This is a genomic window from Aeromonas sp. sif2433 (genome assembly GCF_019218705.1).
Lineage (GTDB): Bacteria > Pseudomonadota > Gammaproteobacteria > Enterobacterales > Aeromonadaceae > Aeromonas > Aeromonas encheleia.
In genome coordinates this window covers 11,119-29,443 of the sequence record NZ_JAHUXD010000015.1, presented here as the reverse complement: position 1 = coordinate 29,443, position 18,325 = coordinate 11,119, and the positions used below count along the sequence as shown (strand labels likewise).

Annotated in this window: 17 protein-coding genes; 10 read left to right on the top strand and 7 right to left on the bottom strand. The window is 58.3% G+C overall.

All coding sequences use genetic code 11. The features are described from left to right. Positions 1 to 45: 45 nt before the first annotated feature. Entirely contained in the window at positions 46 to 1,320 is a 1,275-nt protein-coding gene (locus KW825_RS18520) for a RelA/SpoT domain-containing protein (RefSeq protein WP_218330026.1), read from the bottom strand. A gap of 583 nt (positions 1,321 to 1,903) precedes the next feature. On the opposite strand from KW825_RS18520, the gene KW825_RS18515 reads away from it, so the two are divergent. Further along, positions 1,904 to 2,383, top strand: coding sequence for an N-acetyltransferase (locus KW825_RS18515; RefSeq protein WP_218330025.1), 480 nt, complete (start codon positions 1,904 to 1,906; stop codon positions 2,381 to 2,383). 266 nt (positions 2,384 to 2,649) lie between these two features. Here the strand turns inward: KW825_RS18515 and KW825_RS18510 are convergent, their stop codons facing one another. Further along, positions 2,650 to 3,048 carry a VOC family protein gene (locus tag KW825_RS18510; protein WP_218292713.1) on the bottom strand — a complete coding sequence of 133 codons (399 nt, stop codon included), beginning with the start codon at positions 3,046 to 3,048 and terminating at the stop codon, positions 2,650 to 2,652. A 75-nt stretch (positions 3,049 to 3,123) separates the two neighbouring features. On the opposite strand from KW825_RS18510, the gene KW825_RS18505 reads away from it, so the two are divergent. The 3 genes from KW825_RS18505 (at position 3,124) to KW825_RS18495 (ending at position 5,762) form a co-directional block, all read left to right on the top strand. Continuing rightward, a complete protein-coding gene (locus KW825_RS18505; protein WP_218330024.1) occupies positions 3,124 to 4,026 on the top strand; it encodes a helix-turn-helix transcriptional regulator in 903 nt (300 codons plus the stop codon). A 182-nt stretch (positions 4,027 to 4,208) separates the two neighbouring features. Continuing rightward, complete coding sequence (locus tag KW825_RS18500; RefSeq protein WP_218330023.1) at positions 4,209 to 5,216, top strand: sensor domain-containing diguanylate cyclase; 1,008 nt, start codon at positions 4,209 to 4,211, stop codon at positions 5,214 to 5,216. 126 nt (positions 5,217 to 5,342) lie between these two features. After that, positions 5,343 to 5,762 carry a hypothetical protein gene (locus tag KW825_RS18495; protein ID WP_218292712.1) on the top strand — a complete coding sequence of 140 codons (420 nt, stop codon included), beginning with the start codon at positions 5,343 to 5,345 and terminating at the stop codon, positions 5,760 to 5,762. A 164-nt stretch (positions 5,763 to 5,926) separates the two neighbouring features. Here KW825_RS18495 and KW825_RS18490 read toward each other — a convergent pair whose 3' ends face one another. Next, complete coding sequence (locus KW825_RS18490; protein ID WP_218330022.1) at positions 5,927 to 6,286, bottom strand: hypothetical protein; 360 nt, start codon at positions 6,284 to 6,286, stop codon at positions 5,927 to 5,929. Between the two features lie 200 nt (positions 6,287 to 6,486). Between KW825_RS18490 and KW825_RS18485 the strand changes: the two genes are divergently transcribed. Further along, on the top strand, positions 6,487 to 7,209 hold the full coding sequence (locus KW825_RS18485) for a response regulator (protein ID WP_218292710.1): 723 nt from the start codon (positions 6,487 to 6,489) through the stop codon (positions 7,207 to 7,209). Between the two features lie 10 nt (positions 7,210 to 7,219). Then, positions 7,220 to 8,605 (top strand): ATP-binding protein, encoded by a 1,386-nt coding sequence (locus KW825_RS18480; protein WP_042653434.1) that lies wholly within the window; start codon positions 7,220 to 7,222, stop codon positions 8,603 to 8,605. A 291-nt stretch (positions 8,606 to 8,896) separates the two neighbouring features. On the opposite strand, the gene cspA is transcribed toward KW825_RS18480, so the two are convergent. Continuing rightward, complete coding sequence (gene cspA, locus KW825_RS18475) at positions 8,897 to 9,109, bottom strand: RNA chaperone/antiterminator CspA (protein WP_025328559.1); 213 nt, start codon at positions 9,107 to 9,109, stop codon at positions 8,897 to 8,899. A 397-nt stretch (positions 9,110 to 9,506) separates the two neighbouring features. After that, the gene (gene yjbD, locus KW825_RS18470; protein ID WP_042653393.1) at positions 9,507 to 9,791 is read right to left on the bottom strand and encodes a DUF3811 domain-containing protein; all 285 of its coding nucleotides are present in this window, start codon (positions 9,789 to 9,791) and stop codon (positions 9,507 to 9,509) included. Between the two features lie 547 nt (positions 9,792 to 10,338). Between yjbD and KW825_RS20595 the strand changes: the two genes are divergently transcribed. Further along, a complete protein-coding gene (locus tag KW825_RS20595) occupies positions 10,339 to 10,461 on the top strand; it encodes a hypothetical protein (protein WP_126623417.1) in 123 nt (40 codons plus the stop codon). 48 nt (positions 10,462 to 10,509) lie between these two features. Here the strand turns inward: KW825_RS20595 and KW825_RS18465 are convergent, their stop codons facing one another. Both KW825_RS18465 and KW825_RS18460 read right to left on the bottom strand, forming a co-directional pair. Next, positions 10,510 to 11,280, bottom strand: coding sequence for an ABC transporter substrate-binding protein (locus tag KW825_RS18465; RefSeq protein WP_218330021.1), 771 nt, complete (start codon positions 11,278 to 11,280; stop codon positions 10,510 to 10,512). 168 nt (positions 11,281 to 11,448) lie between these two features. Continuing rightward, entirely contained in the window at positions 11,449 to 12,030 is a 582-nt protein-coding gene (locus KW825_RS18460; RefSeq protein WP_218330020.1) for a single-stranded DNA-binding protein, read from the bottom strand. Positions 12,031 to 12,547: 517 nt separating this feature from the next. Between KW825_RS18460 and KW825_RS18455 the strand changes: the two genes are divergently transcribed. From KW825_RS18455 to KW825_RS18445, 3 genes are all read left to right on the top strand, one after another. Next, complete coding sequence (locus tag KW825_RS18455) at positions 12,548 to 13,186, top strand: LuxR C-terminal-related transcriptional regulator (protein ID WP_218330048.1); 639 nt, start codon at positions 12,548 to 12,550, stop codon at positions 13,184 to 13,186. Between the two features lie 95 nt (positions 13,187 to 13,281). Beyond that, the gene (uvrA, locus tag KW825_RS18450) at positions 13,282 to 16,110 is read left to right on the top strand and encodes an excinuclease ABC subunit UvrA (RefSeq protein ID WP_218330019.1); all 2,829 of its coding nucleotides are present in this window, start codon (positions 13,282 to 13,284) and stop codon (positions 16,108 to 16,110) included. 136 nt (positions 16,111 to 16,246) lie between these two features. Further along, on the top strand, positions 16,247 to 17,953 hold the full coding sequence (locus KW825_RS18445; protein WP_218330018.1) for a diguanylate cyclase: 1,707 nt from the start codon (positions 16,247 to 16,249) through the stop codon (positions 17,951 to 17,953). Positions 17,954 to 18,325 lie beyond the last annotated feature (372 nt).

The window sequence follows — 18,325 nt, the reverse complement described above, 5'->3', positions numbered from 1 at the left end:
CCGCTGCCTGATTGTGCTTAGTCCATGGCCTAAGGGTCGTTATGGTTATAGATATTGTTCGACCTCGGGTTTTTTTCTTACGTTTAATGAAAAGCCATCATTTAATGTAGACTTTATTATTAACTCTCTGTCAATTAAAGATTGAATCGATGAGTCAAATGACAATACCCCCTTACAAAGATGATTTTTTAACGTATCTTCTTGGACTGTTTTCTTACCCCAGAAATGCTTCCTATGTAAACAGGCGAGAATTTTTCTAGCACCCACATCAATATCTATTTTACTGGCAAAGCCTACAATAGAACTATCGATGTTTTCTAAGATATTTGAATGGTTTTCAATTCCAAAATAATGACTGTGTGTTTGGCGTACTGTTGCAATATCAGATGAACCAATTAATACCACCTCATATCCTTGCTCTGCCGGATATTGGTGTTCATAACTTATATAGCTAGCTACAGCATCATCAGGATTTTTACCTACTATATCCCAACTTACAAACATTCCTTGGTTCCAATCAAATATTAGAATCCAGTTATTGAGGCCGCTAGGATTTCTATTCTCTTTTTCTATAAGTGTTTTGATAATATCGGTGTTGACGAAGCTGTCAAAAATTTTGTGTTTATCTGACCTGATAATTATCTGTTCACAACGTTCTCTAATCGCATCAATATCAATTTTCTGCTGTATGCTGGGCTCTCTTCCTGCCTCAATTTCATAGAAGAGGTCTGATAGCAGCCTAAAGTATGATATGACTTCTGGTGCCCCTTCTTGTTCTTTCAAATGATGACCGTATATAACAGATGTTCGTTCAATACTTTCTGCCCAGTAATGTTGAATTCTACTGCGTATTTGTAGTTCTAATTTATAGCCATTTTTATCTAAAATAACATGCAAGGACCTGTAACCTGTAATATCTCTACCTTTTTCTCTATAGTCAGTAACTCTGGAAACAGAGATGTCATTCTCTTGAGAACTGATATCTTTTAAATAAAGAAATAGTTTATCTACATCTGAGTTTTTCTGAACTATTATTCTGCATCCACCGATGTCTTGCAATTGTGTCAACCTGACACTTAGCCTGTTTAATTTTCTTACTATCTGCGGCTTTCGTTTTAATCTTTGCGCTATATAAAATGGTTCGCCATAATTAGCTAATAATCTTTGAATGTTCATCGTAGTATCAGAAAGCGGTTGGAGGTGTGCTTTCCTATATTCATCAAAAGTATCTTCCAACTCAATAAATTCAACTTCGTCTTTATATTTACCTCTGGCTAGAGCTAATCCTGACTTATCTACTTTATTTTTTGATAGCTTCATAGGTGACTCATCCTTAAGTTATTGTTAATATCTAACATAATGATTTATTGAAGGGAAGGCATCTGCCTGCTGGGGAACACAGTTTCTGTAGAAAAAGATAGAGTGTAGGTTCGATAAGAAAAGGGTAATGGGGTATATACAAGATTAAATCAGGTTAGTGCTCACTCCTCATCTCGTATGTTGGGCTTTGCAGCTCAGCACCAACCTACCGATTGTGTAGGTTGTGGCTGAGCGTAGCGAAGCCCAACGTTTACCGCGTGCTCTCTTTTTTCCTTCCCCTCATCCCCAGCCCTTCTCCTCCTTTTTTAATAAACGGGAGAAGGGCGTAATGCCGTTACCGCTGTCCGATTACGCTTAGCCAATCGAACCTGCGTGGCTGGCGATCATATCCCCGGCGCTGCTTTATCCCCTCTCCCATGGGGAGAGGGTCAGGGTGAGGGAGCGGGTTACCACAATGCCAACTTTGTACAATATGGCAGGGTGCAATGAACGAAGTGAATTGCACCGACCATATTTATCTGCCAAAAAGGTGCAATGCGCTGCGCTTGTTGCACCCTACCTACTCACGACAGGATCTTATTGATTGCGACTCGAATTTAACACCATCGATCTGGATCGGGATTACGAACACTGTGTGCAGGCGCGCAGGGATGCCTATTTCTGCAGCTTCCATACCTATGATGGCTTTGCAGAATTTATCTCTGGCTATCGGGAGCGGATCGGTGAGCGACTGGCGCAGCGGGAATGGTGCTACCTGCATATCTGGGCTGGCGAGCAGCTGGTTGGTCAGCTGGAGTTTCGCAGCTTCTCCGATGAGCCCGAAACCGGCTATGTGCAGCTTATCTATCTGTTCCCCGAGTATCGTGGATCCGGCCTGGCGGCAGAATTGCAGGCGTATATCCGTCATCACTTGTTAAGCGCGGGTTGCAGATGGGCGCTACTGTCGGTTAGCCGCACCAATCAACGGGCTCTCAATCACTACAGACGCTTTGGCTGGCAGTTCCTCCGTCCCAATCCCAAACACGCAGAGACGGATTTCTATCGACTTGGACTGGTTGTCTAACAATAACCCCTAGCGGTAGGGTGCAATAAGCGAAGCATTGCACCACTTATTGGGTGTTCGTTTGCTACGGAAATGATATTACCGCCCCTCATCCCCAGCCCTTCTCCCGCAAGGGGAGAAGGGAGCCGCCCCCCCTTACCCCACTACATCTCCTCTTTTTTAATTAAGCGGGAGAAGGGGGAAATAACGTTACCGCCGTCCGATTACGCTTCGCTAATCGAACCTACGACGAACCTGCGAGAGGGTGATAGGGGCTCGCCCCTCAGCTAGATGGTCAGCTCCAGCCGGTTGCCTTCCGGGTCGAGGAAGGTGCTCTCGTAATAGCCATCGCCGGTCCAGCGCGGGCCGTCCAGATGTTTCACCTCGGCCCCTTTGAACAGCTTGAGACGGGCTGTCATCTTGTCCACCGCCTCCGCGCTGCCGAGGGCGAAGGCGATATGGGCCAGCCCCTGCAGCGGGTGAGGCAGAGTTAGATCAGCTGGAAACAGGTTGGGGCTGTGCATCAGCTCCAGACTGGCGCCCCCCTCGAAGCGGATAAAGTGGGAGCTGAACTGTTTGGCCGGGTTGTGGTAGCGCTCATTCGCCTGCCCGCCAAACAGGGTGCAGTAGAAGCTCTTGAGGGCGTCCAGATCCTGTGCCCAGATGGCGACATGATGGATATGCATGGTGGGTCTCCTTTGCATTGATGCCCTCCATGCTATGCTCGGCGGCTATGGTCCGACATGGCTGAGCCCGTCCTGATGATGTCTGAAACTGCCAATCTGGAAGTGATAGAAGTCTCCCCAGACTGCCGCGAGCAGATCTGTTGCGACAGCCTGTTGCCGGCGCTGACCCAGGAGCGAGTGTGGCTGGCGGGCCACTCCCGCCTGCAGACCCACTATCGGATCGAACGCAGTTTCGCGGACGTGCACTGCTTCTTGATCACCCTGGGCGGTGAGGGGGAGGTGCTGATCGGTGAGCGCTATGAGCGGCTTGTAAGCGGGGAGTGGGCGCTGATCCCGGCAGGCCAGCCGCTCCGCTACCGGTTAGCAGAGACGCAGTTGCCGGAGCCGCAATTGCCCACTGGCGGTCAGTGGGAGCTGGTGTGGCTGCTGCTGCACAAGGGCTCCACCTGGGATGCCTTCGCAAGCCACTCCAGACTGGGTTGCACCTCCCAGCAGGCCAGCCTGCTGCATACCCTGAAGAACCTCTATGCGGAGCAGGAGCGCCATCAGGACCCGCTGCTCAGTACGCTGCTGGTGGAGCAGCTCGGCTTCTATCTGCGCCGCCTGCTGCAAAAAGGGGAGGGGCAGAAACGTGGCGAGCGGTTGGCCCTGCGCCTCGAGCTGCTGCTGAAAGAGGCGCTCGGCGAGTGCTGGGATATCAGCCGGATGGCCGGGGCGCTGCACCTCTCCGAGCGTCAGCTCTATCGCCTCTGTCAGCAGCACTTCGCGCTGGCGCCCATGGCGCTGCTGCAACGGCTGCGGCTGCAACGGGCCGCGCTGCTGCTCGCCAGTCGAAGCGAGCCGGTCAAGGAGGTGGCCAGGCTGTGCGGCTTCAAGAACGAATACCACTTCTCCACCGCCTTCAAGCGCCAGCACGGGCTGGCCCCCAGCCATTATCGCAGTTTGCATCATCCTGGCTTTAAATCCGGACTACTCTGAGATCCTGCACCAGATGCGTGGGTATTCCACTCATCCAGAGCCATAATGGGCCGATAACCAGACAGGCCGGCCCAGGGTGAACCGGCGGATGAGGCGTAGACAGTGCCATGCCGGGTTCTGACTTCTACACTCAAGCTTTGCGCCCCCATGGTCATGGGGATAGAGGACAAGGATAGTCTTTTATGCTGCCAGATACGGATACGATCAAGATATCGGATGTCAGCGAGGGGGTGGTACACGGCATCCTCGAGGTGATCAGCGAAGGGGTCTGGGACTGGAACGCCAACACGGGTTTCGTCTACCGCAACTCGGGTTGGTATCGGATGCTGGGGTATGAGCCACACTCCCTCGGCAATACGGTATTCACCTGGGAGAACGTGATCCACCCCGATGATCTGACGCGGGTGATGGCCTGCTTCGATGCCTATCTGAGCGGGGAGGCGCCGCACTACAAGGTCGAGTACCGTTGCCGCACTCGGGATGGCGACTTCGCCTGGGTCGAGGATTATGGCCGGATCATCGCCCGCAACCCCGATGGCTCTGTGGCCCGCATGATAGGGGCCCATCGCGACATCCATGCCCAGAAGCTGCTCTACACCCGGCTGGAGTTGCAGAATCGCTCGCTGGAGCAGCAGGTTGCGGAGCGCACCGCCGAGCTGCAGCGGCTCAATCGGGAGCTGCAGCGGCAGGTCGAAGAGAATCGCCGGCTGGCGGAGACGGACTCCCTGACCGGGGCCGCCAGCCGCTATCGGCTGGAACAGGTCATCAGGCTGGAGTCCGAACGTGCCAAGCGCTTCAAGGATCATTTTTCCGTCATCGCCATGGACGTGGACGACTTCAAGCGGATCAACGATCGCTATGGCCACGCGGTCGGCGATCAGACCCTGATCGACATAGTGCGGCTGGCGCGGGACAACATCCGCGAGATCGATCTGATTGCCCGCTGGGGGGGCGACGAGTTCATGCTGATCCTGCCCAATACCCGGTTGCCGGATGCCCAGGTGGTCGCCGAGAAGCTGCGCCAGCGGTTGAGCCAGCTCAGCGTGGGCGAGCAGGAGGGCATCACCATGAGCTTCGGCCTGGTGGAATATCACCTGAGCGAATCCCAGAGCCAGCTGATGGTGCGGGTGGACAGGGCGCTCTATCAGGCCAAGCTGTCAGGCAAGAATCAGCTCTGTGGCTGGCATTGACGGGGCCTTTTTGGCATCGATACGTTTACCTCCCCCCCGGATGTGGCTTGACCAAGGGATCACCTTGACTCCGACTCTATGCACTGGTCTGATGCGCGCTCTTTCATTCCTGTGAGATGTATCTTAATGAAGAAGTGCCTCCTGATTGCCCTGACCGCCCTGCCTCTGGTTGCCCACGCCGGCCTGATGGATTCCCTGACCGATACCGTGACCAGCAGCCTCACCAGCAGCGCCAAGGAGATGGCGGGCAGCGCCATGGACAGCGCCTCCAACGAAGCAATCAAGAAGGCGTTGGACATCAAGGAAGGTGCCTCCAACAAGCAGGCCATCAAGGACAAGCTGGGCGCCCCGGCCAGCACCAGGACCGAAGCCGGTCAGGAAGTGTGGAGCTATGATCTGACCGCCCTGAACAAGGCTTCTCCCATGCTGGCGGAGACTTCCAAGACCTTGTTCAAGGATGCCGAAGCCGCTCAGAAGAGCGTCGTCATCAAGTTCGAAGGCGAGACCGTCAAGACCCTGAGCCTGGCCGACAACGCCAAGGCGTGAGTCTGACATCCGTGCATGAGAAAGGGGCCCTGTGGCCCCTTTTTGATTGGCGATGACAACGAAACGTGCAGGCGGATGACGCTTGCCTGCCCCACTGCCGGGCCGGGTGGCGACACCAATAGCAGAGGGTGGCCTGGGCCACCCTCTCTCGTATCCGGATCCGCTTACTTGTTGGCTTCGGCAAACTGCTTCATCACCTCGGCGTGCTTGGTCATGCCGTCGGCACGCAGCTCCAGATTCTTGACGAACTCGGCCTTCTTGGCCGGGTCTTCGATCTTGTCGTAGCGCTGCTGCAGGTGAGCCTGGATCTGCTCCGGGGTCATGTTCTGCATGCGGGCCATCTTGTCGTGACGGCCACCGTGGTGCTTGCCGCCCATCATGCCTGAGCCGTCCATGGGGCAACCGGTGGTGGTCGCTGCTGCGGTGGGTTGGGCAGTGCTCACGGCTTCGCTGGCGGCGTAGGCGCCGAGCGGCAGGCCGAGGATCAGGGTGGCGGTCAGCAGGGTCTTGGTCAGTGATTTCATCTTGTTACTCCTGTCGGATTGAGTCTGGGTCGGCTTGTTCGCCTTGACCCCAAGTAAACACCCGGGAGGTGTCTGAATTTTGCCAGTTGGAGCCTATTTTGTAGCAGAGTGTGGCATCCTGCCGCTCTGGCACACTTTGACACAACCCGCCCGGTCGATTTTCGTATACTCGTGCCAGCTCTAAGTCAGGAGAGGCAGTGATGAACCAAGGCAGTCCCCATATTCTGGTGGTCGACGACCACAGCGAGATCCGCGATCTGTTGAAACGCTTTCTGGAGCAGCACGGCATGCGGGTCAGTTGTGCCCGGGATGGCAAGGAGATGAAGCGGCTGCTGGACGAGCGGGAGTTCGATCTGCTGGTGCTGGATCTGATGATGCCGGGGGAGGATGGCCTGACCCTGTGCCGCGAGCTGCGGGTGAAGTCCAGGCTGCCCATCATCATGCTCACTGCCATGGGCGAGGAGACGGACCGCATCATAGGGCTGGAGATGGGGGCCGATGACTATCTCGCCAAGCCGTTCAATCCCCGTGAACTGCTGGCCCGCATCAAGGCGGTGATGCGCCGCACTCAGGCCGATCCCCAGCCGGCGCCCGAGGCACTGACCCGGGATCTGCGCTTCGATCGCTGGCTGCTCGACATCAATCGCCGCGAGTTGGTGGATGAGGAAGGGGTGGGGCTGAGCCTCTCCACCGCCGAATTCGACCTGCTGCGGGTGTTCCTCGAGCGGCCGCAGCGGGTGCTGAGCCGGGATCAGCTGCTGGATCTGGCCAGGGGCCGTGAGACGGTGGCCTTCGATCGCGCCATCGATACCCTGGTGAGCCGCCTGCGCCGCAAGCTGGAGCGGGATCCCAAGAATCCTGAGCTGATCAAGACCATCTGGGGCGGCGGTTACCTGTTCGCCGCCGATGTGACCCAGGAGTGAGCTTGTGGCCATGATCAAGCGACTCTGCGCCAGGCTGTTGCCTAAGGGGCTGACTGGCCAGATAGTGCTGGTTGCCCTGGCGGGGCTGGTGTTGATCCAGCTGCTCAGCATCCAGATCTACCGCTCCGATCGAGAAGAGGCGCTCGGTTACGTCAACAGCCGCAATGCCATGCAGCGCATCGTCTCAGTGGTGCGGCTGCTGACCCTCTCGCCCCCCTCGCTCTATCACGAGATCCTCAAGGCGAGCCGCAGCGAGACTCTGCTGCTGCGCCTCGCCGACGAACCGCTACAGCCTGACAATCGCAGCCCCCGTTTTGAGAAGCTGGTGCGGGCCAAGCTGGATTATCCGCCGCAACTGGCGGTGGAGATCAGCGCCGAGCTGAAGCAGGAGTTCCAGCGCAGCCAGGCCTGGCGGCACCACAATCGCATGATGAAGGATCGCAACGGCATGCCGCCGCCCCAGGACATGCGGCTCTATGGCTCCATCCAGCTGCCCAATGGTGGCTGGTTGCAGTTCAGCTCTCTGGTGGACAAGGAGTCCGTCAGCTGGTCCTGGCAGACCACCCTCAACCTGATCCTGGTGGCGAGCCTGGTAATCGGCCTGATGATCTGGTTGTTCCGCCGCGCCACCCAGCCGCTCAAGCAGCTGGCCGCCAACGCGGACAGGCTGGGGCGTGGCGAGGATATCGAGCCGCTGCGGGAGGAGGGGCCGACCGAGATCCGTGAATCCATTCAGGCATTCAACCGCATGCATACCCGGCTCGATCGCTTCGTGCAGGACAGGACCCGGATGCTGGCGGCCATCTCCCACGATCTGCGCACCCCCATCACCAGCCTGCGCCTGCGCACCGAGTTTCTGGCGGAGGGGGAGGACAAGGAGCGCATCCAGCAGACCCTGCAACAGATGGAGCAGATGCTGGCGGCGACCCTGAGCTTCGCCCGTGAGGAAGGGCAGCAGGAGGCGACCCGGGAGCTGGATCTGGTCAGCCTGCTGGAGAGCCTGTGTGACGACTATGCCGACACCGGCCAGCCGGTCACCTGCCTGGCCGAGGGCAAGCAGGTCTATGCCTGCCGAGCCAACACCCTGCGTCGGGTGCTGCAAAATCTCATCGGCAACGCCATCAAGTACGCGGGCAGCGCCGAGGTGTCGCTGGAGCGAGGCGAGGGGGAGTTGTTTATTCGGGTCTGCGATCGGGGACCTGGTATAGATCCGAGCCGGCTGGAGGATGTGTTCAAGCCCTTCGTGCGCCTCGATGAGGCTCGTAACACGGAATCCGGCAGTGTGGGGCTGGGGCTTGCCATCGCTCGTACTCTGGTACACCAGCACGGTGGGGAGCTCAGCCTGCATAACCGTGCCGAAGGCGGACTGGAGGCGAGGATCAGCCTGCCGCTGTGAGGGCCTATACCTTCATCCGATCTGACAAGAGGGCGCCCGGGTTGGCGCCCTCTTCGTATCCGAGATTACGCGAGGCTGACGACATGGTGCATGGGGGAAAGATCGAGTGAGTGGGGAGCACGCAGGGTGTGGTGCGAGGAACTGCGGGGCTGTGGTCTGTGACCGGTGTGAATGTGGGGGAGGAATAGACAGGACTGGCCGAAAATCAGGCAACAAAAAACCCGCCGAGGCGGGTTTTTTCAATTCTTGCAGAAGGTCTTTCCGATTAACGGGAAGGCTTCCTGGCTTGAATTACAGACCAACTACGTTGGCAGCAGCCGGGCCTTTCTGGCCTTGCTCGATGGTGAACTCAACGCGCTGACCTTCGTCCAGGGTTTTGAAGCTGGTGGACTGGATAGCGGAGAAGTGTACGAACACGTCTTTGCCACCGTCAGCCGGGGAGATGAAGCCAAAACCTTTTTCTGCGTTGAAGAACTTAACGGTACCAGTCATTTTGTTAGACATAATAATTTCCTTAATAGTGATATTGAAACGCCACGGTTGTGGCAATCCATGATTTTTCGTCAGCAATACGTATGGGGAGCACTAAAGAAGGAAATTATTTGATAAGAGCTATCTGGGACAACTCTAAACAAATCACTGCTTTAAAATGACTGCCTAACATAATCAGGTCTGAACTACCGAACCATCGAGGTTGATTAGAACACGCTCACCCTGATGTGGCAATCTTTATCTTGATATTAATTACCCAGTGACGCTGGCGTTTGGGTCTCATTGATGAGAAATATCGTTGTTTAACAACTTGATAGAGGTTTATTCAGGTTAGGGGGCATGGCGATATAATGTTCATGCCCGCACGCAGGGGATGCGTCCGGGCATGAATGCATGAATATAGAAGAGATTAGCGCTTGCTGCGGAACTTGTTGCTGACGGAGTCAATCCAGCTGAAGGTATCGGGCAACACCTGGTTCTTGGCGCGCTCCTTGGCTTTCTCCCGCGCCAGCGCTGAGGCGACCTTGGCAACCTTGGCGCGCTCCGCGGCGATCAGCAGCCGCCCTTCCTCACGGATCTTGTTGCGCTCCCCATTGGTCAGGGTGTGATCGGCATTGGCCTGGGCTTTCTGCAGCAGCAGGGTGATCTCGGCCTTCTCGGCCTCGGTGAGGTCTTTCATTTCCAGTTTTTTCATGGCGCGCTCCTGCGGCAGGGGATAGCACACCCTAGCACACTCTGACGGTACATCTCTTATGCTATCGTCGCCTTGCCACCAAAAGGGCAGATTGAGGGCCATTTCCCACCATGTTCTCACCCTTTTATGGACAGTTTCCGGCGGCTTGTTGCTGATGGAACCCATTGTCCGGACCCGAGCAGGGCGGCTAGGGATGCTCTGAACCCGATCAATCATGGGATAAGGAAGGAATGGGGCGACTGGGTCCCGTCACCGCTCTTTCAACAGACTGGCAGGTCATCGCATCGGGAGATGTCCTGGCCCGGATTGGCTGTATGTACTGCGCTGTGGGGGCCGTGGCGGGCCATTTCGGAGGTGCTGGCGGTGAGCGTGCCTGGTCGGCGATCTGCCGTTATTGTGTGAGGCTGGATCCTGGCCTGAGGTTAGGGGTATGCTGGTACCAGTGCGATCCCCGATCGTCACTGTTAGCGTACTGTGATCTATGATTCGGCTGACACGCTGGAGCCCCGGTTCCAACCTGTCTGGGTAACATTTTTGGAGTCTGATGATGAGTAACAAAGAACAGCATCACGGCAAAGATGCCAAGAAAAAACCGCAGATGTCACTGAAAGAGAAGCGCGATGCCAAACGGCAGAAAGCCGACCTGAAAAATGGCAGCGTGTTGAAGTAACGCTCCGCTACACTGTTGTTCCTCTGGAGCCAGTATCAAGCCAGCCCATCATGGGCTGGCTTTTATGTTTTCGGCCGATGAGCTCGCCTCATAGCTCGCCAAGATCCGTTCATAGCGCCCATCCTCTCTCATGCGCGCGAGCTGGCGATCGAACCACTGCTGCTGGGTGGCTCGACGAAAGGCAAAGTGATAGTGGGTGGGGGCGAACAGGGTATGTTGCCTGACCCGAACGGGGGCATGGCGCCCGCTGTCCGATTCACTCTCGCGTTGCTGCGCCAGATAGTAGTAGAACACCCTCTGCTCCAGGATCACGGCATCAGTGCGCCCCAACAGCAGCATCTGTACCTGGCTCTGCTGCCTGGCCACCTCTTCATAGCGAGGATTCTGAGCGACCATGCTGGCGAAATCCTCCCCCAGGATCTGCCGTGCCCGCTGGAAGGCGCTGACACGCAACCCCTTCAGATCCGCGATCGAGTGGATGACCCTATCGTCCAGGGTAAAGACCCGGTTGCGGAAGGTGATCACCGGCTGCGACAGATAGGCGTGCTTCAGCATGCCGGGCTTCACGTTGATGATGGCATCCAGCTTGCCCTCTTCCAGCATGCGGAAGGTACGCTCCAGCGGCAGGTAGATGAACCGGGGCTCGTAGCCACTGCCGGCAAAGGCCTGTGTCAGCAGATCCAGCTCGATGCCGCGGCCCTGGTGCTTGATCACGTAAGGCGGAATGGCGAAATTGACGCCCACCCGCAGTGGCTCGGCGGCCAGGGTGCCCATATGCAGCAGCAGGGTGAAGCGCAGCAGGCGGTTAAGGAAGCCCATGCTTGTTCTCAGGCGGATGACTCGGTCTGATGATACCCACAACTCCCAATGGGAGAGACCCAACCTGTTCGCCAGTCCCGGTAACGGGGTGATGTGGACGATGGCTGCGTCAGAAGCAGGCAAAAAAAGGCCCTGAACAGTCAGGGCCTGGTAGTCAGTCACGCGAGCCTAGAATGGAATGTCGTCGTCGAAATCCATCGGCGGTTCGTTGTAAACCGGCGGGGCAGACTGAGGTTGCTGCTGTTGCTGAGGACGGCTGTAGCCACCTTGCTGCTGCATATTTTGCTGCGGTGCGGCCGCGGGACGCGGCATGTTCTGCTGGGGAGCGGCCTGTTGCGGCTGACCCCAGTTGCCCTGGGATTGTTGGCCACCCATGCTCTGACCGGCGCCGCCTTGCGGACGGCCACCCAGCATCTGCATCACGCCGCTGAAGCTGTCGACCAGGATTTCGGTGGTGTAACGCTCCTGACCACCCTGATCCTGCCACTTGCGAGTCTGCAGTTTGCCTTCGACATAGACCTGGGAGCCTTTTTTCAGGTACTCGCCAGCCACTTCGGCCAGCTTGCCCATGAACACCACACGGTGCCATTCAGTGCGCTCTTTCTGCTCACCGGTCTGCTTGTCGCGCCAGGATTCGGAGGTGGCCAGGGTGATGTTGGTCACGGCACCGCCACTCGGCATGTAGCGCACTTCCGGGTCTTGCCCCAGGTTACCGATCAGAATGACTTTATTGATGCCTCGACTGGCCATAATCTCTCTTCCACCCTTTATATACCGGCCGGGCCAAATGCCCGGACCAATTCAACATTTCGTTCGTGTTTGGTGAGATGCGCCCCACTGGATGGGGGATCTTCACTCATGTCATGGCTGCGCCCGATCTGGCCGAATAAATCACCAGCCGCTCGTCCCAGCGTTTGCCCGCAATAGTAACAGAGTTGGCGGGCATGAGGGCACATCTTCCTGCCCGGCGGGTGTCAATCCCGCCGTCGGATCCTTCATTAACTTACCCGAGGTGCGGGGTTGCCAGCAAGCGGCGCTACCCGTGAGAGCCCTGTCCGCCCGGGAGGGCCATGCCTGTGCCGGCAGGTACTAGTAGACCCCCCAAATGGGGAGGGTATGCTAGTCATTTGTATTGATTGAGAAATTGGCAAGCTTCAAAGGAATCACAGTAGCGCCTAATACTTTTTTAATACTTCAGTCAGGAGGGGGGATTGGTACTCTCTCCCGTCGAAAAGCCCAGATCCGAATGTGCAAGGAAGTCTTCTTGATGACGCCCGAATACCCCTTAGTGCTGATCACCGAACATAACGCACAAGCCATCAGTTTTCAGCGTCACCTCGGCGAGCAGCTGGGCCTGGCCATCCTGCTGGTGGGAGAGCTGGATGCCCTGCCGGAACCGGCAGACACCGACAGCCAGCCCCTGTTCCTGATCGATCTGGATTACCTCAAGTCGACTCAGCAGGCGGACTGGAGCCAGACGCTTTGCAGTCGATTCGGTGGGGCCAGCACCGTGCTGCTCAATGCCCCCACCAGTACGGACCGGGAGCTGTTGCTGATGTGGCCGCACACCAGCGGACTCTTCTTCCGCCAGGACAGCCTGGATCGGCTGGTGATCGGCATCGGCAAGGTGCTGCAGGGGGAGTATTGGATCCCGCGCCACCTGCTCTGTGATCTGGTGGATTACTACCGCAAGGGCAGCGGCCAGCCGCTGCGCAACCAGACTCTGCTGACGGCCCGTGAACAGGAGATAGTCCGTCACCTGATGACGGGAGCCTCCAATACCGAGATCGCCGACAGCCTGTTTGTGAGCGAACACACCATCAAGTCCCACCTCTATAACGTGTTCAAGAAGTTGAACGTCAAGAACCGTTTGCAGGCGGTGAGCTGGGCCAAGGAATATCTCTGAAGGGCGGGGTCAGGCTGATAAAAGCCTGTCTATTCATCCAGTAGTCACTGTGCCATACTGGTTCGCTCTGGTTTGTGTATCGAGCGTGCAAGAAGATGGAAAAAATCGTGATTCGGGGTGCCCGCACCCACAATCTCAAGAACATCAATCTGACCCTGCCCCGCGACAAGTTGATCGTGGTCACCGGTCTGTCCGGTTCCGGCAAATCCTCGCTGGCGTTCGATACGCTCTATGCCGAGGGGCAGCGCCGCTACGTGGAGTCACTCTCCGCCTATGCCCGTCAGTTCCTCTCCCTGATGGAGAAGCCGGATGTGGATCATATAGAGGGGCTGTCACCGGCCATCTCCATCGAGCAGAAGTCCACCTCCCACAACCCGCGCTCGACCGTGGGTACCATCACCGAAATTTATGACTACCTGCGCCTGCTGTTTGCGCGGGTAGGTGAACCCCGCTGCCCGACCCACGCCATCCCGCTCGCCGCCCAGACCATCAGCCAGATGGTGGATCAGGTGCTGGCCCAGTCCGAGGGCAGCAAGCTGATGCTGTTGGCGCCCGTGGTACGGGATCGCAAGGGTGAGCACAGCAAGCTGCTGGAGAATCTGGCGGCGCAGGGCTATATCCGCGCCCGCATCGATGGCGAGGTGTGCGATCTCTCCGATCCTCCCCCGCTGGAGCTGCACAAGAAGCACACCATAGAAGTGGTGGTGGACCGCTTCAAGGTGCGCGCCGATCTGGCGCTGCGCCTCGCCGAATCCTTCGAGACGGCGCTGACCCTCTCCGGCGGCATAGTGCTGGTGGCCCCCATGGACGGGGAGGCGGGGGTGGTTCCCATGACCTTCTCCGCCAACTTCGCCTGTCCGGAGTGTGGCTACTCCATGTCGGAGCTGGAGCCACGCATCTTCTCCTTCAACAACCCGGCCGGCGCCTGCCCGACCTGTGACGGCCTCGGGGTGCAGCAATATTTCGATCCCGCCAAGCTGATCCACGACCCGAGCCAGAGCCTGGCGAGCGGTGCCATCCGCGGTTGGGACAAGCGCAGCTTCTATTACTTCCAGATGCTCAAGTCCCTCGCCGAGCATTACAAGTTTGATCTGGAGAGCCCCTGGGAAGATCTACCCGCCAAGACCCAGGAGGTGATCCTGCGTGGCTCAGGTCGCACCGAGATCGAGTTCCGCTACATGAACGATCGCGGCGACGTGGTGGTGCGCAAGCACCCGTTCGAGGGGATCCTGCACAACATGGAGCGTCGCTACCGGGAGACCGAATCCAACTCGGTGCGGGAAGAGCTCTCCAAGTACATCGCCAACAAGTCCTGTACCAGCTGTGGTGGCAGCCGGCTGAGGGAGGAGGCGCGCCACGTGTTCGTGGATAACCGCAACCTGCCCGCCATCGCGGAGCAATCCATCGGCGACGCGCTGGCGTTCTTCGCCGGGATCGAGCTGACCGGCCAGCGTGCCCAGATCGCCGAGAAGATCCTGAAAGAGATCGTCGAGCGGCTCGGCTTCCTGGTCAACGTCGGCCTCAACTACCTCAGCCTGTCTCGCAGCGCCGAGACCCTGTCCGGTGGCGAGGCGCAGCGCATCCGGCTGGCCAGCCAGATCGGCGCCGGCCTGGTGGGGGTGATGTATGTGCTGGATGAGCCCAGCATCGGCCTGCACCAGCGGGACAACGAACGGCTGCTCAAGACCCTCACTCACCTGCGCGACCTCGGCAACACCGTGATCGTGGTGGAGCACGACGAGGACGCCATTCGCCTCGCCGATCATGTGCTGGACATAGGCCCCGGGGCCGGCGTCCATGGCGGCTCAATCGTCGCCCAGGGCACGCCGGAGGAGATCATCGCCAACCCCGCCTCGTTGACGGGGGATTACCTCTCCGGCCGCAAGCAGATCGCCATTCCCGCCGAGCGCACCCCGCTCACCGGCAAGTGGTTGAAGCTGAAAGGGGCGAGCGGGAACAACCTGCGCAACGTCAACCTGGATCTGCCCATAGGGGTGATGACCTGCGTCACCGGGGTCTCCGGCTCCGGCAAGTCGACCCTGATCAATGACACCCTGTTCCGCATCGCCCACCGGGAGCTGAACAAGGCCACCGAATCGACCCCGGCGCCCTACCGCGAAGTGGAAGGGCTGGAGCATCTGGACAAGGTGGTGGACATCGATCAGAGCCCCATAGGCCGCACCCCGAGATCCAACCCGGCGACCTACACCGGGCTATTCACCCCGATCCGCGAGTTGCTGTCCGGCACCCAGGAGGCGCGTTCGCGCGGCTACCTGCCGGGCCGCTTCTCCTTCAACGTCAAGGGGGGGCGCTGCGAGGCCTGCCAGGGGGATGGCGTCATCAAGGTGGAGATGCACTTCCTGCCGGATGTCTATGTGCCCTGCGACGTCTGCAAAGGCAAGCGTTACAACCGCGAGACCCTGGAGGTGAAGTACAAGGGCAAGAACATCCACGAGATCCTCGACATGACGGTGGAGGATGCCCGCGAGTTCTTCGATCCTGTGCCGGCGGTAGCGCGCAAGCTGCAAACCCTGATGGATGTGGGCCTCTCCTACATCCGGCTCGGCCAGTCGGCCACCACCCTCTCCGGCGGCGAGGCGCAGCGGGTCAAGCTGGCGCGGGAGCTCTCCAAGCGCGACACCGGCCAGACTCTCTACATCCTGGACGAGCCGACCACCGGGCTGCACTTCCACGACATCCAGCAACTGCTCAAGGTGCTGCACCAGCTGCGGGATAGGGGCAACACTATCGTCATCATCGAGCACAACCTGGACGTCATCAAGACCGCCGACTGGATCGTCGATCTCGGTCCCGAGGGGGGCGCCGGCGGTGGCCGCATCCTGGTGACCGGCACGCCCGAGGAGATGAGCCGCTGCAAAGATTCCCATACGGCGCGCTTTTTGGCGCCCTTGTTGGTAAAATAAGCGTCTCAGTCATGCAACAAGGGGCCCAGGGCCCCTTGTTTTTTTATGGGCTGGCGGAGCGGCTCCATCCCGAGGCTATGCCCCATACTTGATCTCGTCCCCGTCCTTGTTTGCTGTCATCAGGATCCCGGCGTCTATGACCCACAAGCCCCGTCCCATCGATCATCTGCTGGCCTACTCCATGTTACCCGTCTGGGTGGGGGCGGTGCTGATGTTGCTGATCGTGATCGCCCTGTCGCAGATACCGGCGGTGGAGCGGCTCGAGGAGCAGAGGATGAGGGAACACCTGCAACGGGTGTGCAGGGCGGTGCAGGGGGACATCGATGCGATCAACGCCTTTACCCGGGACTGGGGCATCTGGGACGAGACCCGGACCTTCATCGCCAAGCCCAACCGGGGTTACATCAACTCCAATCTGCTGGTCGACACCCCGATGCGGGATTTCGAGCTCAACCTGCTGAGCTATCTGGATCTGCAGGGGGAGGAGGTCTGGACCCGCACCATGCTGCCGGACACCGAGGGGGTGGATACGACCCTGTTGCCCCATTTTCTGGACGAGCTGACAACGCGCCTGCTGGCGGAGTCGCGCCAGGGGAAGATGGGTGCCCTGAGCGGGGTGCTGGGCTCCCAGTGGGGGCCGCTCATCTTCTCGTTGCAGCCGGTGACCGACAGTGCGGGGCTGCACCAACCCAACGGCTTCTTGCTGGCGCTGCGCTGGTTGGATCGACGCTACATGGCCAAGCTGGCCGAGCGCGTCGCCATCCCCCTTCGCTTCGCGCCGCCGGTGTCGGCCAGAGAGATGGCGGGGTTTGACACGCTCGGCAACCGGGTGCGCTATCGGCTGGTGGATCTCGGCCTGCGCTGGGTACGGGGAGAGGGGTTGCTGCTCGACAGCGCGGGCAATCCCGTGCTGACGCTGATCGTGGAGGAGGAGCGGGACGTGCTGCGGGGCGCGCTGGAGGGCACCCTCTGGATGCTGTTTGGCATGCTGCTGATCAGCCTGTGTTGCATCCTCATCGCCCGGCAGCGGCTGCGCACCATAGTGCTGGAGCCCGTCAACGAGTTGGTGACCGCCCTGCAGCATTTCAGCGAGCAGCCGGATGTGAGCCGCCTTCCCATCTTCGACAGCAGCCGGGAGATGGCCCTGCTCAGCCGCAAATTCAGGGAGATGGCGGCCAAGATCAGCCTGCAGCACAGCGCCATGCAGGCGCACTCCTCCCGGCTGGAGATGGCCGCCTACACGGATCCCCTGACCCGGGCTTTCAATCGCCGTTATCTGGAGGAGTGGTTGCTGGCCCGCTACGAGCTGGCCGAGCCCAGGCTGGCGGTGCTGCTGGATCTGGATCACTTCAAGCGGGTCAACGATCACTTCGGTCACGACATGGGGGATCTGGTGCTGCGCCAGCTGGCCGCGCTGCTGCGCCACTCGCTGAGGGAGGGGGAGCCGCTGATCCGGCTGGGTGGGGAGGAGTTTCTGTTGCTGCTCTCCCGCCAGGATGGGCAGGTCCGCCTCGCCAGCCTGCACCGCGAGATCGCCGCCTATCCGTTCGGCCCGGAGACGGCGCCGCTGCACATGACGGTCTCGCTGGGTTATTGCGACTACCCCTTGCACCGGGAGCTGGAGGAGTCGTTCTGGGAACTGAGCTTCAAGCTGGCGGACATCGCGCTCTATCGTGCCAAGCAGGAGGGGCGTGATCGTTGGCAGGGGTTCGACGGCGAGTTGCCTCGCGAGTGGTGGGCGTCGTCGCCTGAGCAGATCGTCGCCGGTGGGGTGCTGAATTATCGGACGTCCGGCCCGGCGGAGGACACTAGTGCATCAGGACCAGCCACGCCAGCGCGATAACAAATCCCAGCAAGATGAACAGGAAGGAGCCTATGCCCCAGATGGCTGCCAGGATGCCTAATACTTTGTCTCTGGTGGTTTGCTCTTTCATAAAATATCGCTTACAGGCGTGTTACATCACCTTAATAAAATACGCCTTTCAGGATAGGTAAACAACGCTCAAGACGGGAATGAGCGGCCGCAAAGGTGTATTTAAATTATATTTAAGTGGGCAAGACTCAGTTATATCTCACGTTAATCTATTGTAATTAATGGCCTTATTTTAATTTGTTGATGATTTGATGAGCAACGAAAGCTGTTATGTACATCCATCTATTTCTTGGCAACTATTGAGCTAAATCAATAACTGATTATTCACATCCTTTTATAGTT